Consider the following 18,097-nt stretch of genomic DNA (forward strand, 5'->3'; position numbering starts at 1 on the left):
TGGGGGTGGGGGCGAAGCTCGGGAATGGCGGTCAGGCTTTCCCGGCCTCGAAGGCGAACAGGCCCTCGGAGGTGTCGACGAGCGTGTAGCCGTTGCTCGTGAACGCCGCGGGCGCCTCGGCCTCCTCGGGGACCATGCCGAGCAGTTCTTTGGTCCCGGCGTCCAGGGCCGCGGTCTCGCCGTCGTCGAGCGTCGCGTACAGGACGCCGCCGGGGGTGATCACCAGCGGCTTGATGTCCTTGTCGTCCGCCTCCTGCCGCCACAGCTCGGCGCCGGTCTGTGTGTTCCAGGCCAGGGCGCCCTCGCCGAAGTTGGCGACGGCCGTCTCGCCGTCGGGAGACACGACGATCTCGGCCAGGTCGATCGAGGCCAGGCCGACCTCGACGGCCGGCCCCACCGCCAGGGTGCGTCCGGTCGGCAGGTCGACCGTGGTGATCAGATCGTCGCCGCTGGTCCGCGGTGACCAGACGAGCGTCGCCTGGTCACCCCGAAGGGGGAAGAGAGTCCTGCGCCCGTCCTCGTACTCCCCGTCCATGTCGCGCAGTTCGTCGGGCTGCTCGACCTCGTCCCCCGTGCTCCAGACGCGCTTGCCCGTGGTGCGGTCGATCAGCCGCAGGGGGGTGTAGAGCCCGTGGTCGTCGTCGACGTAGCCCTGGCCGCTGCCGTAGATCTCCTTCTCGGCCAGGTACTTGTCGAGCACGAACTCCTTGCCGCCGCCGACCGGGACGAAGGTGACCCTGTCGTCGGTCTTCACATGTCCCCGGATCACCGGCAGACCGACGCTGTCCTCACCCGTGAACGTCGAGCTGCCCAGCTCGGCGCCGCTGGGGTCGTACATGGTGTAGGTGGTCTTGACGGTGGCCGCCTTCAGGCCGCTCGCCTTCGTGTTCGCGCACGTGCGGACCAGGAAGGCCGGGGAGCCGTCCTTCCACTGCCCGACCTGCACGTGGCCGCTGAGGGAGGGACCGTCACCGTCGGCCGGGTCGTAGTCGCACTTCACGGTGAAGGTCTTGCGCTCCTTGCCGGTCGCCGCGTCGTAGAGGTGGGCGACGAAGTGCGCCGTCCGGGTCTCCGCCTCGGACTCGTCCTCCGGCGCGGTCAGGTCCTGGACCAGGAGGAAGGCGTCCCCCACCTGGCAGATCCGCTCAGGGTCCGTGCCAAAGAGGTGGTCGGTCCTGTCGTAGGCGGTGTCGCCGCCGCATTCGTAGGCCTTGCCGCCCTTCCGCGCCAGGCTCCAGGCCGGCTTCGCCGCCAGCCCCGGGACCGGCTCACCCTTGTAGACGGGCTGCCCGGCCCCGGAGGCCGACGCGGACGCCTTCGGGCGGCCGGTGGCCTTCGTACCCGACTCGCCGTCGCCGTCCCCGCCGCCGCAGCCGGTCACGAGTCCCAGGGACAGGACGGTTCCGACGACGAGACCGGTGCGTATCTTCATCAACTTCCTTGCTCCGTACGGTGATGGGGAGAATCGGGGCGGATTCCACGGGCTGCCCCGGGCTCTACGCCTCTGCCTTGCCGTCGCCCTCGACCGCGTTCGTGCCCGCCGGGATCGGCACGCGGTAGACGCCCGTGATCTTGTCCTGGACGTCCCAGGTGCTGAAGGAGACGTTCTTGCCGGGCCGCGGGGCGTGGATGATCTTCTTGCTCTTGGGGTCCCAGACGATGCCGACGTGCCCGGACAGTCCGTCGCCCTCGGGCCGGAAGAAGATCAGGTCACCGGGCTGGGCCTCGGAGAGCGACACCTCGTACTTCTCCAGGCGGGGCTCCTGCACGTGGGTGGTGGCACCGATGTCGATCTTCCCGTCACTGGCCATGTAGTACGCCCACTGCGTGAAGCTGGAGCAGTCGAAGCTGCGCGGGTTCTGGCCCTGGAGCCGCGGCGCGCCGTACACGTACGGGACACCGACGCCGCGCTGCGCCCAGCCGAGGACCGCGCGGATCACCGGGTCGTCGGAGTCGGGGAGGACGCCGGAGGCGCCCGCGCCGTCGGGTGCCACGGCGGCGCCGCTGCCGCCCTTCGCGCAGTCCGCGTACTCGGCGTCCTTGGACCTGTCGTCGGAGTCGGATCCGGGAACCGTGCCGTAGTCGGGGTTGGCCGTGACCCGGCCCGCCATCCACTCCGCGGGGTCGACCATGCCGGGGCCCTGGTCCTGGCCGCCGACGAAGGGGTTGTCGACGCCGGGGACGAGGACCTCCCAGTGCAGGTGGGGGCCGGTGACGTTGCCGGTCGCGCCGACCGTGCCGATCTGCTGGCCGCGCTCGACGGAGTCGCCGACGGACACGTTGAACGAGGTCTGGTGGGCGTAGAGCGTGATGACGCCGTCGGCGTGCCGCAGCTTCGTCATGTTGCCGTACGAGCCGCCGGGGCCCGCGGCCACCACCTTGCCGTCGGCGGGGGCGTAGATCGGCGTGCCGCTGGTGGCTACCAGGTCGAGACCGGTGTGGTAGCCGAGGCTCCACATGTTGCCGTTCTTGTGGTACGGCGTGCCCACCTGGTAGGTGCCCCGTTTCATGGGCCACTGCCAGTCCTTGCCGGTGGTGGCGGGCGGCTTGGCGCCGGGGAAGGAGACCGGCGTCATGTCCGTGCCGCCCATGACCGTGTGCGCGACCGGCGCCATGGCGGAGACGACTTCCTCGCTCTCCCCCTTCAGAGGCGGAGTCGACCAGGACCGGGGCGAGGTGGCGGCGATGCTGAGAGCCTTGTCGGGCTGGGCGTCGTTGCCGACCGGTTCCGGGATGTCCGACTGCTTGCCCAGGGTGGGGAAGCCGGGGTTCTTCTCGATCGTTTCCTTGAGATGGACGTACCAGCGCTTGATGAGGTCCTTGTCGCCGGTGAGCGCGCCCCGGTAGCGAGCCGCCTGGGTGAGGACGACGCGAGGGTAGATGGTGTTGGAGGCGACCGAACCCGAGTAGATCTGCAGCGCCTTGAAGGGCTGGGTCTCCGCCTTCTTCGCGTGCAGGAAGTTGGCCGCGGCGTAGGCCGCGTCGTCGATGTTGTACAGGTCCTTCTCGCGGTCGCCGTTGCCGTCGTCCCCGTAGTCCGTCCAGGCCGGCTTGCCGAACTGCAGAATGCCCATGTAACCGAGGGAGTTGGCGCCGCCGGGCGCGGCCGAGGGGTCCTGGCCGTACTTGGTCTCCTGGTACATCTGCCCGGCGATGAGCGTCCAGTCGAGGCCGTCGTAGCGGGCGGCGGCACGCATCGAGGCGAGGATCATCTTCGGCGGTATCTCGTTGCGCGCGGTCTCGCTCGGCATGTACATCTTGCCGGCCGGCATGACCGGGTTGGTGGCCGCGGCGTCGCCCGTGTTACCGGCTTCGGCGTTGTCGGCGTAGTCGCCGCAGGCGGCATTCGTGGCACCGTTGCCGACGCCGCCGATCATGCTGCCGATGAGCAGCAGGACGAGACAGACGCCCGCGACGGCGAGACCTCCGCCGCCGCCGAGGAAGATCCACCACTTGAAGGTGCTCTTCTTCTTGCCCCCGCCACCTCCGCCGCCGCCCTTGGAGCCGCGGGCGCCGGCGGCCAGCTGACCGGCCGCCTTGGCGGTCTTGGCGACCTTCGCGGCCTTCGCCGCGGCCGCCAGTACGGCAGGTGCCACCATGGCGGGCTCACTCCCCCGATTCGTCGGAGGCGCCGACGTCACCGAGGCCGAAGATGTCGAACCCGGAGACGACCCACCTGCCGCCCTCCTCCTGCACCGTGACGAGCCATTCGTTGGACTCCGTCGTCGACTTCCCACCGGAGGTGACCGTGGAGGTGGCCTTGACCAGGCTGGAGATCGTCCGGCCGCTGTCACGCACCAGGTCGTCGGAGATCACCGCGTCCCGTACGACGACGGCCGTGCCCTTGGACTCGCACTTCTCCGCCTCGCAGGCCGCCCACGTCTTGCCGGAGGGCAGGATGGTCAGCTGCTTCATCCGGGTGTCGTCGGTGGTGAGTTCGAGCAGCGGAGGGACCCAGGCGGCCGCACGGCTGCGGTGGTCGTAGGTATTGATGCCGGCCATGTACGTCGTCATGACCTGGTGGGCGTCGGCCACTTCGGTGAGCGCGACGATGGGGGTCGCGTCGCCGCCGCGCGGCTCGTCCTGCGAGCCGGAGTCCTCGTCCGCCCCGCCCGATCCCGCTTTGCCGTCCGCGGCAGGGGTCGCATCCGCGTTGCCGCCGCTGCCGTCCTCGTCCCCGTCGAAAGCGATGAACATCGTCAGCGCCACCGCCAGCAGAGCGCCGAGCACCGCCAGGGCCAGCAATGCCGTGCGCTTGTTCTCGGCAGGCAACTCCACGGTTCCCGCGTCTCCCTCGTGCTGTGCCGGTACGGCGGTCGGGCGCTGACCGGGACACGGTAGGGGGACGTGGGGGCGGGGGAGCCTCGTCTTTCCCGACGGGGAAAGGGCCGGGAAACGGGGGCGGGCGTGGAGGAGCGGCCGAAGGCCGTCACTCCGGCCGCGGATCCACCGGCAGCGGGTCGAAGGGATACGCGGTGTGCCCGTCCTTGGGCGAACAGGCCGCGAACGGGCCGGAGTCGGCGTCCATCAGCACCCGCAGATGAGGGTCGGCGTGGTGCAGCCACCACGTCGACATGCCGAGCGCCGGGTCCTGGCGCAGATGTTCCCAGGCCAGCCACAGGGCGGAGAGCCGGGCGCCGGCCTCCGGGTGCTCCCACCACTGCGGGCACCAGGTCGCCGACGAGCCGTTGACGCGGCGGCGCACCATCTGGGCGAGGTAGTCGGAGACGAAGACGTAGACGTCCGCGAAGTAGAACTCCGGCTCTTCGGCGGCGGCTTCGGTACCGGTCATCGTTCGACTCCTGCGGGTTGGGCGATCAGGACAGGACGATACCGAGCAGCAACAGCACCACGACGATCGCGCCCATCACGATCCGCGCCGTCGGATCCTCGCGTTCCCACAGGTCGTGGACGAGGGCCCAGCCGGTCAGCCGCGCGGCGCGGCCGCTGTGGAGGTTGCCGGGCTGGTCCTGCTCGTCGTCGTCGGTGTCCTTGAGGTTCGCCGGGTCCGTTGCGGGCTCGGCCTCGGGGTCGGTGTCGAAACCGACCGGCAGGCCCTGCTGTTCCTGGGCCACCAGCACCATCTGCTCGAGGAGTTCGGGGATCGTGTGGGGGGTGAGGGGGTAGGCGAAGGTGCCGTACGGCGTCTCGACGCACAGCCGTGCCTGCCAGGGGTTGCCGGGCTCGTAGCCGTCGACCCAGGCGCGGTCGGCCTGGAAGACCTGAGGCACCGGTACGGCGGCTGCAGCGGGGGCGGGTGCCTGCTGGACCGGCGGATTCTGCTGGGGAGCACCCCAGGGGCGCGGGGCGGGCTGCGGCGGCTGCGGGTGCGCGTTGTGGTCGGTCAACTGTCGTCCTTCGCCGGTCCGTCGGGTCCAGGTGGTGCCGGGCACGTCATGCGTACGGCGGACGCGCCCAGCGCATTGTGGGCCCCGTGCGGTGCGGGACGGCCGAACGGCTTCCCGGCCTGTCCCCGACACTTCTCCCGAGCACTTTCCCGGACTCCGCCCTCGCGGGAGTTTCCCGTTTCCCGGCGAGGAAATCGACGGCGGTCCAGTGACAGGTCTTTGTCACACTGCCTGCGCACCTGGCTGGGCCAGGGCCCGTCGTGCGGTGCGGTCGTGCCCGCCGAGGCGGACGGGGAACCGACGCGCTGGAGTACTGGAGTAACCGACTCGATGACAGACCACAACAGCCCTGCTGGCGCGGTCGGCGGAGGCCAGTCTTCCGGCCCGCCCGGGTCCTTCGGTCCTCCCCAGCAGCCGCAACAGCAGGCGTGGCAGGCACAGGGCCACGGTCAGCCGCCGGCCCCGCACCAGGCCCAGCCCTCCGCTCCGCAGCCCTCCCACCCTCAGCCTCAGCAGCTGCCCTCCGACGCGGCCCGCGCCCAGGTCGCCGCCGCCTGGGTGCGCAACACGCCCCAGGCCGGACAGGCCGCCGTACCGGCGCTGCCGCCCCGTGAGACGCGCCCCGCGAGCGAGTCGAAGAAGGAGAAGCGCGAACGGGAACGCGCTGCCCGCAAGGCCGCGTACGAGCAGAAGAAGGCGGCCAAGGAGCAGCGGAAGAGGGGTGGTTCGGCAACGGCCCCCGTCGCGACAGCGGCGACGACCGCCCCTCCCGCCGCCACCGTGCCCCAGACGTCCCCCGCCGGCAACCAGACCCAGACGCCGGGGAACCGACCCGGCCACCCGGCCGGCGCTCCCACGCCCTCGCGGGACGCCGCCACGGGCACCGCACCCGCCCCCACGGCCTCCGGGGCCCGCCCCGCCCACGACTTCGACGTCCCCAGGCCCGGCGGCCGGACGCCCGCCGGAGGCCGTCGCACCCATGTCGCGCTGCGCGCCACCCTGCTGATCACCACCTGTGTGTTCGCGCTGGGCTCGTGCGGCGTGATGGGGATGGTGGTCGGCGCGTCCTCGGGTTCCTCGACGGCGGGCATCGACTCCGACGACGCGGCCAAGTACCGCCTCACCGACTTCCCGACACGGCAGGCGGCGACCTTCGCCGAGCAGTACGCGCTGCTGTGCATGACGTACTCGCCGGAGACGGAGGCGGACCGCCGGGAGAACCTGGCCCGCTACGCCTCCTCCGGTGTCGACTCCGAGTGCGGCTGGAGCGGCGAGGGATCCAGTACCGCCCTGTCCGCCGTCTGGGACGGCACCCTGGAGGAGCTTCCCGAGTACGGCGACCGCGGCCGCTACCTCGGGATCCAGGTCCGCAGCGACGACGGCTCCCTGACCACGCTCACCGTCCCCGTGTACGTGAAGGACCTCGCGACCGGCGAGGGCATGCGCGTCGCCGGCGACGTCGGCCAGATGCCGCTGCCCGCCCGCGCGGACGTGCCCGAGATCGACCGGGACGAGGTCGTCGACGACGCCCTCGCGGCACAGCTCCAGGAGAAGGTGCTGCCGGGGTACTTCGAGGCATGGGGCGCGTCGGACGCCACCGCCATGGCCCGCTTCGCCGCGCCCGGCGCCACCCAGGTGGCGACCGCCGGCCTGGCCGGCCGGCTGAAGGACCCGACGGTCGAGGACGTGGTCGCGCTCGTGCCCAAGAGTCGTCAGGGCGCCGACACCTACACCTACCGCGACGGCCAGGCCGTACAGCTCCGGGTGAGCGTCACCTGGGGCGGGACCAAGGAAGCGACCGTGAGCCGCTCGTACCGGATGACGGTGGTGAACACGGCACAGGGCTGGTTCATCAAGGACATCCGCGGCGGTGTGCTGGACGCGGAGGGCGGCCGGGCCGACTCCGACGAGGAGACCGTGCCCGAGGGGACCGACGGCGCGTCGGCGTCCCCCTCCGACTCGGCGTCCCCCTCCCCCACCACGTCCAAGGCGTCCGGCGACGACAAGCCCAAGAAGCCCTGACGTCCGCGCCCCACCCTCACCCCTCACTCTTTCCCACCCGAGAGGAACCACCATGTACCTGGCCGCCGACGGCGACGGAACCAACAAGATGGAGGAGATGTTCGGCGAGATCCAGAGCATCCTCACCAACGCCGGCACGCTGGTCGCCGTCATCGCCCTCCTCGTCCTCGGCATCCGCATGCTGCTGTCGATGAAGCGCGGAGACGGCATGCGCGAGGCATTCCAGGGCTTCGGCATGATCGCGCTCGCCGCCCTGGTCATCGGTGGTGCCAGTGGTCTCGCCGGCCTGCTGATCTCCCTCGGTGACCAGATCGGCAACGGCAGCTGACGGCTCACCGACAAGCAGACTCGACACAGAGAGGCTGGTCACGATGGTGCAGGAGGCCCCCGAGCCGCTGGTCGCCTATGACCACACCGACCTGGTCAACCGGCCGAAGCGGATCTGGAACTGGGGCAACATCCCCCTTCCCGGTCTGCTGCTGCCGGCGCTGGGCGCGGCCTTCGGCTTCGGTCTGGTGTGGCTCGTCCTCATGTTCACCCTCTCCGCGTTCCTCCCCTTCCTCGGCATGTCGATGCTCACGTCGGTCCTCTACTTCGGGCCGCCGTTCGCCGTCTACTTCGTCTGGGGCCGACCGCTGCCCTCCGCTCTCACACTGAGCCAGCAGCTGGTGGTGTGGACCGACTGGTGGTTCCAGCCCAAACGGCTGCAGGGGCTCTCCGCCGACCAGGAACCGGAGGAGCTGCGCTGGCGGGTCATCCTCTGGACCCCGGAGGCGCCGCGCTGGCAGGCACGCTACGAAGCCGCCCGCCGGACCGCCGCCGAACGCGGGACGGCCTTCTCGGCGCCCCGCTGAACCGACCGGTTCCCGCTGCTCCACCCCCGTACCAAGCCGACTACCGCAGGATGACTCCTCCATGTTCATGTTGATCCTTCTGGGCGGGGCGGCCACCTTCTTCGTGGTCGCCATGATCATGGCCGCCACGTCGAGCAAGAAGCCGGGCCAGGGTGGCGGCGGCGGTCGGGCACGCTCGTCGTCCGGCCGTGCCAAGTCGTCCTCCGGAGCGGGGGCGTCGGCCCGGCGCGAGGACCTCCGGCTGCCGTACCGGTACGCCGACGACATGATCTTCGTGCACGGCGACTCGGTGTGGACCGGCCTCGTCCTGCCCAACGCCATCGACGAGTACCTGAACGCCCAGGAACTCCAGGCGATGGCCGAGGGCCCGCCGCGCGGCCTGCTCAACCTCGCCCGCGGTGACCGCAACGTGGAGTGCCACTACCGCAAGGTCTACCAGCCGATCACCGCGCTGACCTGGGCGGAGGAACTGAACGCGATCGCCTGGGACCCCACCGACAACTACCGGGCCTACAACCTCCGCAAGGCCGAGTACCAGGAACGCATCGGCGCCAACCGGGAGCGCAACGTCCTGCTGGTGAAGCTGGGTTCGCTCAAGCGCAACAGCGGCGGCTCCGGGGTGATGGCCGAGGACGACGAACCGTACGACGAGCCGGGTCTGCTCCAGGGCGTACGCGGTGCCGCCGACCAGGTGGCCGCCACCGCGACCGGGGTCGCCGACGAGTACCTGTCCCCCTACGTCATCGCCGAGTGGACCCAGGTGGCGACCGAGGTCCACGAGAGCCTGGAGACCCTCCGGGGCACCCCGCTCACCCGCGAGGAACTCGTCTGGCTGATCCGCAAGCCCCTCCACGGCGACCTGCCGGTCCCGCCCGAGCCGGTGCTCGGCTCGCGCGCCTGGGGTCCCAACGCCTTCGACCTCGTCGTCGACTTCTCCGGCGAGAACCGCAAGACGCACATCGTGCTGAACCAGTACGACGAGGTCACCGGCGAGCAGCAGACCAGCTACACCACGACCCTGGTCGCGGCCAACTGGCCCGCGGAGACCCGCTTCCGCCAGTCGACGGCGTGGGCGCGCTACGCGGCCCAGCACGTGGAGTTCCCCGTCGAGATCGACATGCGGTTCACGCTCATCCCGTACCTGAAGTTCAAGGACCGGGCCGACAAGATCCGCGGCAACCTCGTCGACGAGATGAACGACATGGCCAACTCCGGCCGCACCCCGGACACCAAGCTGGCCCATCAGGTCACCCGCGCCCAGGAGCTCGTCGACGACATCGAGGAGCACAAGATGCCCGGGATGGAGGCGCAGATCCGCTTCACGATCTCGGCTCCGAGCGTGAAGGAACTGGAGCGCCGCCGCAGGGTGCTGGAGATGCAGTTCAAGCAGGACCTGAAGGTCACCCTGCTGCGCCCGACCCGCCAGCAGTGGCGCCTGCTCCAGTCCCAGCTCCCGGGTGACGCGCCGAAGCTCCCCATCGCTCCGTATCTCCGGCTGCAGGAGGTCGAGCAGCTGGGTGCCGGACTGCCCACCGCCGGAACGGAGTTGGGTGACAACCCCGAGCAGCGCTCCGGCAAGCGTCTCGGCTGGGTAGGCAACCTGGTCGGCTGGGCGGGCAAGATGCCGGTCCACTACTCCCTGCACGTCGGCCCGGCCCGCAACGACGGCGGCGGTCTCGCCATCGTCGGCGCGTCCGGCGGTGGCAAATCCTCCCTGGCCCTGCAGAAGTTCTACGAGGAGTCGGAGTCGGGCGTCCGCTGCCTGGTCATCGACCCGAAGACCGACTTCGCCCAGCTCTGCTACTACCTGGCCTTCGGCTCCCAGGTGAACGACCCGGCGTTCTCCGCCGACGCGGAGGCGGGCCTCCTCGGCACCCCGCAGAGCCGGTTCCAGCCGGTGAACCCGGAGTTCTGGGCGGAGACCGAGGTCGTCGACCTCCTCAAGGGCCAGGCGGGCGTCCTGGACCCCTGGGTCATCGCCCGTGACGTCCCGGCCGGCCGCCTCCTCGCCGAGTCCATGCTGCGCGGCTTCCTCGGCGACGAGGACTACCAGCGCGTACGCCTGCCCGTCATCGAGGCGATGGCCACGGTCGTCGGGCGCTACAACTCGGCGATCCGCCAGGCGGTCGACCAGGGCCTGACGGCCCGCGACGCCGACGCCCAGGTGCCCCGACCGACACTGTGGCAGGTGGTCGACGAGGTCGTGACGGCGTACGAGCACGCGCTGGCCACGGGCGACCGTGAGGCGGCGAAGGACCTGAAACTGGCGCAGATGCTCCTCACCGAGTTGCGCACCCTGCCCTACGCCCGGCTGGCCTTCTCCGAGCAGCCCCAGCCGCTCTCGGCGATGCGCAAGCGCCGTACGGTCATCACCCTGCGAGGCTTCCAGTCCCCCGCGGCCTCGGACCCGCGCAGCTGGAACCCGGCGGAACGGCTCGCGGCAACGGCCCTGATGGCGGTCGTGGAATTGGGCAGCCAGATGCTGGACGTCGGTTACGAGAAGAACCCGGTGACGGGTGAGATCGGCCTGCGGCCCAAGGCGCTGTTCGTGGACGAGGCGTACGTCGTCACGGCCACGGAGTCGGGCCGCGACCTGATGCGCCGCGCCCTGAAGCAGGGCCGCTCGTACATGGCCGTGACCGTCCTGATCACCCAGCAGGCCATCGACCTGGTCCAGATCGAGGACTCCGAGGCCCGCAGCGGTGGCGCCAACCAGATCCACACGGTCTTCGCCTTCAAGCAGAAGTCCGCGCAGGAGGCGTCCCTGGTCGCCCCGCTCCTCGGCCGCCCCGAGAACGACCAGAAGGTCGTCAACGCCCTCCAGGAACTCCGCACCGGTGTCTGCCTCCAGCGCGACGCCGACAAGCGCGTGGGCACGGTCGCCGTCGACCTGGTCTTCAAGGAGATCCTCGCCGCCACGGACACCAACGGCACGACCCGCCCGGCCCGCCAGGGCGTCAATCCGCCGCTCAGCGTGTGGGACTGGACGTTCTTGCAGGAGGCGGAGGAGGACCCGGCGACGGCGGCGCGGTCGGCTGCGCCGGAACCGTCGGTCGCATGACGCCGTCCCGAACCACCGTCCCCCCAGGAGGCCACACCCTCATGTTCCGTTCCAAGACCCTCACCACGGGCGTCCTGTCCCTGGCCCTGCTCACCGCGCTCACCGCGTGCGGATCCGACTCCGGGGACGACGACGGCGGTTCGTCCGTCTCCCGCGCCGGCGGTTCACCCTCGCCCGATGCCGAGGCCGAGAAAGCGAGCCGCCCCAGCGCCAAGACGCTGAGGGACGCCCAGGAATTCATCACCGGGGCGGGGCTGCCTTGCGACAACATCACCCTTGACGAGATGGCGCAGCAAACGCCTCTCAATGGGTTCCTCGGCCCTGCGGAACAAAGCAGCAACCCTCCGGATGAGGTCGAACCGTGGGCTATCCGCAAGGCCGGATTCTGCGGGGACGCACGGTCCGACACGGGCGGCTGGACCATTTATCTGCCAAAAGACATGAAAATGTTCCAGGAGAACTACCGCAAACTGGCTCGAGAGGAGGATGAGGATCGGCGTGTGATGGATCTGGCGCGCGGAAGGTTTCTCTTCGGCACCGACTTCATTGTCGACCCCACGAAATACCCGGAAAGCAAGACACTGCTCGAAGCGGGCATGTTGCTGGAGAACTGCGACCCCGACTTCAAGGCACCTGAGGGCTATCGCACGGAAGACGCAATGGCGAGTGGCTGCGTGCTGACGAACTATCTCCCCGATCCACTGGACCAGTAGCACAACTACGCATCCTCATAAGCGAGTAAGGCAGAGACACCATGCGATTCAAGCGTGTACTGACGGCTGGCACCACAGCGCTCGCAGCACTGGTCCTCCTCACCGGCTGTAACGACGACGACCCGATGGCGGAACTCGGGCTGCTGTCCGCATCGGACATGGCGTCCCTGGCCGACCTCATCAATGAACACGCGGCCTGCCGGGACCTGGAGGCAGACCCTGCGGACTGGGACTACATGAAGGACGAGGCCCGGAATCCGGCATGGGGCATCAAGGAACGCGCTCACTGTGAGGACGCATACGGCGACGACATCACGCTGTTCCTCATCGACGACATGCAGAAGTTCCAACAGCGGAGCGCCAAGGCCGAGGATTCCTGGCAGATCGGCCAGGACTTCGCCATCGCCCCCGTGAACGGCGAGACGATCCACCAGCTTGCCGACAGCAAGGTGCTGGCCCTGTCCTGCAGCCCGGGTCTCACCGTGCCCAGCGGCTACAAAAAGTTCGACGGACTCGTCGACGGATGCGTCATAACCGACTACCTCGCGGACTCCTGACCCACAGAACCCGCTGCCCCGCAAACCCTTCCCTTCACTGTCTTCGTTAGGACCGCAGATGCCCCCGCGCAATGCGCTGAGCCGCCGCATCCGAAAGGCCGGCGCAGCCGTCCGTGCCGGCCTCTTCCTGGTGCTGGCGCTGATCGCCCTCACCCTGGCCGCACCGACGTCGGCATCCGCGGACTTCACCTGTGACTTCACCGGGGACGAGACTTACCACCGGGACTCTCCGGGCAGTAACGGCGAGGCCTTCATACCCACAGTCGTGCAGTGGGGTTCCCCGCCGGTCGTCGGCGATCTTCTGATCGACGACGGATACGTCACGAACGACTTGGTGAAGCCGAAGGACACGGGCAGCTACACCTTGTACGAACTCAACGGTATGCGGGGCCTCAACTGGTCCATGACCTTCAAGGACAAGGACGACGCCCAAAAGAACAACGGTACCTGGTTCAGCGGGGCGGATGACTGTTCGCTCATGACCTGGGTCAACAACGGCATGGCAAACATCATCTTCAACGGCACCAAGGTCCTGACCCGATTCTCCATCTCGATCAAGGAGATGGCCTCCAACCCGAGTCCGTTCGCCGGCCTTTACTCGGGGCGGGACAACGTCGTCAAAACGCTCAAGTCCCACGTCCTCCAGCCCGCCGTCCCGGTGATGATCGCGCTGGTCGGCTTCTGGGTGTTCGCCAAGTGGCGCAAGGGTGACATGCGCGAGGTCTGGGCCGGGATCTCCTGGACCGCGTTGACCACGATCGCGGTCATGGCCGTTCTGTACGACACCAACTACGACAAGTTCGTGTCAGGTGCCGACAAATGGATCGCGGAGGCCAATTCCACACTCACCTCGACCGCGCTGTCCAGCGTGTCGGGTACGCCGCAGCCACCATGCGACCTGAACGACAAGCGAGGGAATGAAGGGCTTCGTCTCTCCAGTTGCGCCATGTACGACACGCTGGCGTTCCGCCCGTGGGCGCTGGGCCAGTTCGGAGAGGCAGGCAACACCTGCATCTTCAGGATGAAGAGCGATGAATCCACCGCCGTGAGCGGTTACTGTCCTGACAAGGTGCCGGAAGGGGTCTCCATAGGCGTCCCGGACCACTCCGGTTGCTACTGGGGCACGAAGGGCAGTACCCGCTGCGCAGATCTCCGCGTACGCCAACTCATCACACAGTCCATAACCGACATCGACACGTCGTCCGTAAGCGGTGATAAAGGTGAAGACCAAAAGGAACTCAGCCAGTTCTACGATTGGCAGCTGATCCGCAAGGACATCGCAAACGGCACACGCTACCCAGTGCCGTACCCCGACTGGGCAGGCATGAACGCCTCCGACCGCGTGGGAATTGCCTTCTATTCCGTGATCGCCGCCTTCATCGTCGGTGTGATGGTCATCGTCCTCAGCGCGCTCACCCTGCTCTGGCACGCGGTCACCCTGATCCTGATCATCATGTTGCCCTTGGTCGCCACACTCGGTATTCACCCCTCACAGCAGAAGCTCCTCAAGGGCTGGCTGGAGACATTCATCCACAGCTTCGTGCTGCGGGCGGGCTTCGGAGTGATCCTGACCGTCCTGCTCGTCCTCTACCAGATCATCCTTCCGGCCCAGGTCGCCCTGGGTACGCAGCTGTTGATGCTGGTCCTGGTCACCACAGCCGTGGTGATGATGCTGAAGAAGCTCCTCGCCGGGAACTTCAGCCCCGAGTTCGCCGGCGGTGCCGGTGACGCGATGGGTATTCGCGAGGCGGCGAGCGCCGGGAGCGACAAGGTGGTCGCCAAGGGCAATACCGCCATGGCGAGCACGGCCAAGGCCGGCGGGCGGGTCGTGGGCAAGACCGCCGCAGGGGCAGCCAACTTGCTCACCGGACGCAAGGGCCGTAAGGCGCTCCAGGAGCAGGGGTGGCTTGGCCAGTCCAAGCGCGAACAAAATCAGTCCGCCTACTGGGCAAAGGAGGACGCGCGGGCGGCCCGAGAGGACAGGGCAGCAGCCCGCGTGGGGAACAACGGCAACAGGCCGACACCCCGTCCGGAGCAGGAACCGGAGCAGGAGCCGGAAGTGCAGGAATCCCCCGACTCCAGGCGCAGCGGACGCGTCAGCGGTTCGAGCGGCGCGCAGACCCAGCAGCCGTCGCCCATGCCCGCACCGAGCCCCGCGCCCACGACCCCCGCACCGCGCCAGGAGCCGGAGCCCCAGCCGTCACCGCGCCGGGTCGCGCCAGCCGATCCGACTCCGCCCGCACCGCGGCCCGCCCCACGGGACCCGCGTGACCCGAGCGGGCGCGTCTAGCCGACCCTCGTCCGCCAACACCCGGCGCACCGCCCCACTTCGAGGAGCCAGCCCATGCCTGCCTTGACCGCCGACCGCACCCCCGACCAGCTGGTCGGGGAGATGCGGCGGCTCACCGACGTGGACTGGCCCACGGTGTGGGCGGGCGTCCCCGCGGACGTGGAGAAGCGCGCGCACTGGTGCGCGGGCTTCGGGTGGCAGCCCCTGTGGTTCCAGTCCGGTCTGCGCGTCCGCACCTCGCTGGGCAGCCGCCTGCACCTCGTCTCACCCGGCCCGGCTCTCCCCGTGACCCGCGCCGAGTACACCCTGTGGGCAGCCCGGTCCCGAGACCTGTCCGAGAACGTCCAGGTCACGGATCTCTCTGAGATCCGCTGGCAGGGCCACCTCGACGCACTGCGCGGCTACCTGGGCAACCCGACCCACCACAGCACGTGGGACAGCCCGGACTTCCCGGAACTGCCCGGCCCACAGCCCTGGCCGGACACGCGCTGGCGCGGGGAGCATCGGGACCCGTACCGAGTGGCGGTGTGGCGCTTCCTTCCACCGCACGCGCCCCTCGTGGAGTTGCGGATGACGCTCGGCGCGGTCACCCCGCGCGGCCCGGTACCGGCTGATGCGAGGATCGTGCTCGCCTGCCACGACCCCGCCCACGTGGACGCGGGGCGGCAGGCACGGCGCGGGTGAACCGAAGCCGGCCAGAAGACGAGGAAGGCAACAGCCGATGACGACACTCAGGATCGACCGCAGCCCTGACCAGCTGGCAGAGGAACTCAGGGGCCTGGAACACGTGGACTGGCCCGCGGTCTGGGCAGGACCTCCGAATCCGGGTCAGGCATTGGACGACTGGTGCGCGCTGTTCGGCTGGAAGCCGACCTCGGCGGAGAGGGTGCTGACGGTACGCAGCGCCACGGGGCAGAGCTTCGTTCTCGACCCCGTGCGCGAGGCCGGCTGGGCTCCGGTGAAGCAACTCGGCTGGACCAGTTGGCAGCAGTCGGCCGACGCAGTCTCCGAGAACGACGAGGTCCTCACGCAGGCATCCGAGAAGTGGGCCGCGTACGTGGCTGCCGCGCGTCCTGTGCTCGGTGAGCCTGCCTTCGCCGGGGCTTGGAACGACCCCGCCTTCCCGGTACCGCCGCACGACCGGCACTGGCTCATGCCCAGGGACGTCCGTCTGGAGGACATGGACCCGTATCGCATGGCTGTGTGGCGCGAGAGCGGCCCGGAAGGGCGCATCACGGTGCTTACCGTCAGCCTGGGCGCCGCACTGGAACCCGGCGAGCTTCGGCGCGCACTCATCAATGTCGACTGCTATCCGCCGGAGGCCGTGTGATCCAGGTACACGTGTCGGACCAAGTCCTCGACGACGCCCGGGGCCGACAGCACACCGGCGAGGCCGCACCGACCCCTGACGAGGTCAAGCGAATCTCGAAGCGGTTGCGTGCAGGCATCGCCCACCTTCCGGACAAGGAATACACAGAGCAACTCCGGAAACGGCTGCGGGAGTTCGCTGCCGCGCAGGACATGGAGCTTCCCGCCCCCGACACCCGATCGTCCTTCTGGTCCTATCGGTTGGAGGACCACCCGGCAGTCGACGTGCAAGCTGGGGAACAGCTTCAGAGCATGCACGTAGCGGCGGCGTACACCGAAGCTCAGAACTCAATAGTCGAGAACACCCTGCGGTATCTGGAAGGCACACCCGGCGGACAGGCACTGGGCGAGCTCCACCTGTGGGATGCAAACGTCCAGAGGGCGCTGAGGCTGGACCGGGAGACGGGTACGGCCCTTGCCTACGACGCCTGGGGCGCCCTCTCCCAGAGGTATGCGGCCACGACCGAGACCGAAGCTCTCTTCTTCATGGCCGAGCTCAACCCGGGAGCTGTCGCCTACCAGACGGAAGCCCCGCAGCTCCGCCGGGACGGCAAGCTCGACCTCGTCAACTTCATGTATCCGCCGCCGATGGACAAGTACGCGGACCTCGCGCCGGAGACTCAGGAGCTGCTGGCCTCCCAGGCCGTACGCGCCCAGATCCACACCTTCGGCTACGACGAGAGCGACCCCAAGTACACGCCGCTCACCAAGGCCGGTCACCTCGATCTGGAACACCTGAAGTCGCTTCCCACTCCGGAAGCCCAACGCGCTGCCGTCCTCGAGGTCTGCGCCCGCGTGGCGGCCATGGACGGCCCCGCCCGCACGGCCGACGTCGAGAGGTACGTCGAGGAGATCAAGGTCCTGCGCCCGGACCACGAGGTGGCCCTGCCCAGCTCCACGGATCTGGCCTGGGCCCACGAAGCCCGCGCACACACCACCCCGGTGGTCAGCACCCACGGCGCCTTCCTCCCCGGCGTGGAAGTGAACGCGAGGACCGGCCCGCAACAGATCCAGCCGCCCGAGGCTTCGACTCAAACCATCGCAGGCGCCCACTTCCTGCCCGGAGTCACCCTCAAGCCCATACCGACCCCAGCCGCCCAAGTCCCGAGCACCGCCACAACCTCCCAAGCCCCTCCCGCCCCCGAGCAGGTGCGCGGGCCGGCCCTGGCCGAGTGATCGATCCGCCCCCGTTCCCTCCCGCACCGCCCCACACCTAGGAGCCACCCCATGCCAGTCCTGACCGCCGACCGAACCCCCGACCACCTGGTCGAGGAACTGGGGCGGCTCATCGGCCTGGACTGGCCCGCGCTCTGGGCCGGAGTACCGGAGGACGATGAGAAATTGGCGTCCTGGTGCGCCGGTTTCGGCTGGCGGCCGCTGTGGTTCGAGGCGGGCCAGCACGTGCGTACGGCACAGGGCGGCCAGCTGCACCTGGCGTCGGTCGCCCCTGGTCGGCCCATCACCCGGGTGGAGCACGTCCTGTGGTCGGTCCGGTCCGGCGCCGCGGCGGAGAACGCGCCCGTGATGTCCCTGGTCAGCCGCAAGTGGCCCAGCTACCTCGCCGCTGCCCAGGCTGTCCTGGGCACACCCGTCTGGTCGGGCGACTGGGACACCGACGGGTTCCCGGAGCCCCCCGGACGCGCGTACTGGCGCGACGAGGAGTGGCGCCGGGAGCACCGGGACCCGCACCGCCTCGCCGTGTGGTTCCCCCGTACACCGGGCGCGCCCATGTGCGCGCTCAGGGCGAACCTCTCGGCGGGTACGGCGGCCGGGTGGGGACCCGGCAGTGCGACGATCTCCCTCGCCTGCCACGGCCCCGCCGACCCCGAGGACAACGGCTCCGGCTGGCTGCTGTGACAACGAGGAACAAGAGGAACCAGAGGT

Annotated in this window: 16 protein-coding genes; 11 read left to right on the forward strand and 5 right to left on the reverse strand. The window is 69.3% G+C overall.

The window, feature by feature from the left end; translation table 11 throughout:
• Positions 1 to 31: 31 nt before the first annotated feature.
• The 5 genes from PYR72_RS22675 to PYR72_RS22695 all read right to left on the reverse strand — a co-directional run bounded on the left by PYR72_RS22675 (position 32) and on the right by PYR72_RS22695 (position 5,348).
• Positions 32 to 1,432, reverse strand: a complete 1,401-nt coding sequence (locus PYR72_RS22675; protein WP_275457007.1) for a PQQ-binding-like beta-propeller repeat protein — start codon at positions 1,430 to 1,432, stop codon at positions 32 to 34.
• Positions 1,433 to 1,496: 64 nt separating this feature from the next.
• On the reverse strand, positions 1,497 to 3,599 hold the full coding sequence (locus PYR72_RS22680) for a peptidoglycan DD-metalloendopeptidase family protein (RefSeq protein ID WP_275457008.1): 2,103 nt from the start codon (positions 3,597 to 3,599) through the stop codon (positions 1,497 to 1,499).
• A gap of 7 nt (positions 3,600 to 3,606) precedes the next feature.
• A complete protein-coding gene (locus tag PYR72_RS22685) occupies positions 3,607 to 4,278 on the reverse strand; it encodes a hypothetical protein (RefSeq protein WP_275457009.1) in 672 nt (223 codons plus the stop codon).
• 151 nt (positions 4,279 to 4,429) lie between these two features.
• Positions 4,430 to 4,792, reverse strand: a complete 363-nt coding sequence (locus PYR72_RS22690; protein WP_275457010.1) for a DUF4913 domain-containing protein — start codon at positions 4,790 to 4,792, stop codon at positions 4,430 to 4,432.
• A 25-nt stretch (positions 4,793 to 4,817) separates the two neighbouring features.
• A complete protein-coding gene (locus PYR72_RS22695) occupies positions 4,818 to 5,348 on the reverse strand; it encodes a hypothetical protein (RefSeq protein WP_275457011.1) in 531 nt (176 codons plus the stop codon).
• A 330-nt stretch (positions 5,349 to 5,678) separates the two neighbouring features.
• On the opposite strand from PYR72_RS22695, the gene PYR72_RS22700 reads away from it, so the two are divergent.
• The 11 genes from PYR72_RS22700 (at position 5,679) to PYR72_RS22750 (ending at position 18,070) form a co-directional block, all read left to right on the forward strand.
• Entirely contained in the window at positions 5,679 to 7,370 is a 1,692-nt protein-coding gene (locus PYR72_RS22700; protein WP_275457012.1) for a conjugal transfer protein, read from the forward strand.
• A gap of 52 nt (positions 7,371 to 7,422) precedes the next feature.
• Positions 7,423 to 7,698: a TrbC/VirB2 family protein gene (locus PYR72_RS22705; protein WP_275457013.1), complete on the forward strand. Its 276-nt coding sequence runs from the start codon at positions 7,423 to 7,425 to the stop codon at positions 7,696 to 7,698.
• 43 nt (positions 7,699 to 7,741) lie between these two features.
• The gene (locus tag PYR72_RS22710) at positions 7,742 to 8,224 is read left to right on the forward strand and encodes a hypothetical protein (RefSeq protein WP_275457014.1); all 483 of its coding nucleotides are present in this window, start codon (positions 7,742 to 7,744) and stop codon (positions 8,222 to 8,224) included.
• A 61-nt stretch (positions 8,225 to 8,285) separates the two neighbouring features.
• Positions 8,286 to 11,285: an ATP-binding protein gene (locus PYR72_RS22715; RefSeq protein WP_275457015.1), complete on the forward strand. Its 3,000-nt coding sequence runs from the start codon at positions 8,286 to 8,288 to the stop codon at positions 11,283 to 11,285.
• A 41-nt stretch (positions 11,286 to 11,326) separates the two neighbouring features.
• A complete protein-coding gene (locus PYR72_RS22720; RefSeq protein WP_275457016.1) occupies positions 11,327 to 11,998 on the forward strand; it encodes a hypothetical protein in 672 nt (223 codons plus the stop codon).
• Positions 11,999 to 12,039: 41 nt separating this feature from the next.
• Positions 12,040 to 12,555 carry a hypothetical protein gene (locus tag PYR72_RS22725; RefSeq protein ID WP_275457017.1) on the forward strand — a complete coding sequence of 172 codons (516 nt, stop codon included), beginning with the start codon at positions 12,040 to 12,042 and terminating at the stop codon, positions 12,553 to 12,555.
• A 58-nt stretch (positions 12,556 to 12,613) separates the two neighbouring features.
• The gene (locus PYR72_RS22730; protein WP_275457018.1) at positions 12,614 to 14,845 is read left to right on the forward strand and encodes a hypothetical protein; all 2,232 of its coding nucleotides are present in this window, start codon (positions 12,614 to 12,616) and stop codon (positions 14,843 to 14,845) included.
• A gap of 54 nt (positions 14,846 to 14,899) precedes the next feature.
• On the forward strand, positions 14,900 to 15,529 hold the full coding sequence (locus tag PYR72_RS22735) for a hypothetical protein (protein WP_275457019.1): 630 nt from the start codon (positions 14,900 to 14,902) through the stop codon (positions 15,527 to 15,529).
• 37 nt (positions 15,530 to 15,566) lie between these two features.
• Entirely contained in the window at positions 15,567 to 16,175 is a 609-nt protein-coding gene (locus PYR72_RS22740; protein ID WP_275457020.1) for a hypothetical protein, read from the forward strand.
• A gap of 290 nt (positions 16,176 to 16,465) precedes the next feature.
• Complete coding sequence (locus PYR72_RS22745) at positions 16,466 to 17,389, forward strand: hypothetical protein (RefSeq protein WP_275457021.1); 924 nt, start codon at positions 16,466 to 16,468, stop codon at positions 17,387 to 17,389.
• 51 nt (positions 17,390 to 17,440) lie between these two features.
• Entirely contained in the window at positions 17,441 to 18,070 is a 630-nt protein-coding gene (locus PYR72_RS22750) for a hypothetical protein (RefSeq protein WP_275457022.1), read from the forward strand.
• Positions 18,071 to 18,097: the final 27 nt, after the last annotated feature.

Source organism: Streptomyces sp. VNUA24, from assembly GCF_029167005.1.
Lineage (GTDB): Bacteria > Actinomycetota > Actinomycetes > Streptomycetales > Streptomycetaceae > Streptomyces > Streptomyces scabiei.

Excerpts from the sequence above, each read along its gene's own strand:
- PYR72_RS22680 (WP_275457008.1), bottom strand. The coding sequence starts at position 3,599 with ATGGTGGCACCTGCCGTACTGGCGGCCGCGGCGAAGGCCGCGAAGGTC.
- PYR72_RS22750 (WP_275457022.1), top strand. The coding sequence starts at position 17,441 with ATGCCAGTCCTGACCGCCGACCGAACCCCCGACCACCTGGTCGAGGAA.
- PYR72_RS22720 (WP_275457016.1), top strand. The coding sequence starts at position 11,327 with ATGTTCCGTTCCAAGACCCTCACCACGGGCGTCCTGTCCCTGGCCCTG.
- PYR72_RS22740 (WP_275457020.1), top strand. The coding sequence starts at position 15,567 with ATGACGACACTCAGGATCGACCGCAGCCCTGACCAGCTGGCAGAGGAA.
- PYR72_RS22710 (WP_275457014.1), top strand. The coding sequence starts at position 7,742 with ATGGTGCAGGAGGCCCCCGAGCCGCTGGTCGCCTATGACCACACCGAC.
- PYR72_RS22730 (WP_275457018.1), top strand. The coding sequence starts at position 12,614 with ATGCCCCCGCGCAATGCGCTGAGCCGCCGCATCCGAAAGGCCGGCGCA.
- PYR72_RS22725 (WP_275457017.1), top strand. The coding sequence starts at position 12,040 with ATGCGATTCAAGCGTGTACTGACGGCTGGCACCACAGCGCTCGCAGCA.
- PYR72_RS22690 (WP_275457010.1), bottom strand. The coding sequence starts at position 4,792 with ATGACCGGTACCGAAGCCGCCGCCGAAGAGCCGGAGTTCTACTTCGCG.
- PYR72_RS22700 (WP_275457012.1), top strand. The coding sequence starts at position 5,679 with ATGACAGACCACAACAGCCCTGCTGGCGCGGTCGGCGGAGGCCAGTCT.
- PYR72_RS22745 (WP_275457021.1), top strand. The coding sequence starts at position 16,466 with ATGCACGTAGCGGCGGCGTACACCGAAGCTCAGAACTCAATAGTCGAG.
- PYR72_RS22705 (WP_275457013.1), top strand. The coding sequence starts at position 7,423 with ATGTACCTGGCCGCCGACGGCGACGGAACCAACAAGATGGAGGAGATG.
- PYR72_RS22715 (WP_275457015.1), top strand. The coding sequence starts at position 8,286 with ATGTTCATGTTGATCCTTCTGGGCGGGGCGGCCACCTTCTTCGTGGTC.
- PYR72_RS22735 (WP_275457019.1), top strand. The coding sequence starts at position 14,900 with ATGCCTGCCTTGACCGCCGACCGCACCCCCGACCAGCTGGTCGGGGAG.
- PYR72_RS22675 (WP_275457007.1), bottom strand. The coding sequence starts at position 1,432 with ATGAAGATACGCACCGGTCTCGTCGTCGGAACCGTCCTGTCCCTGGGA.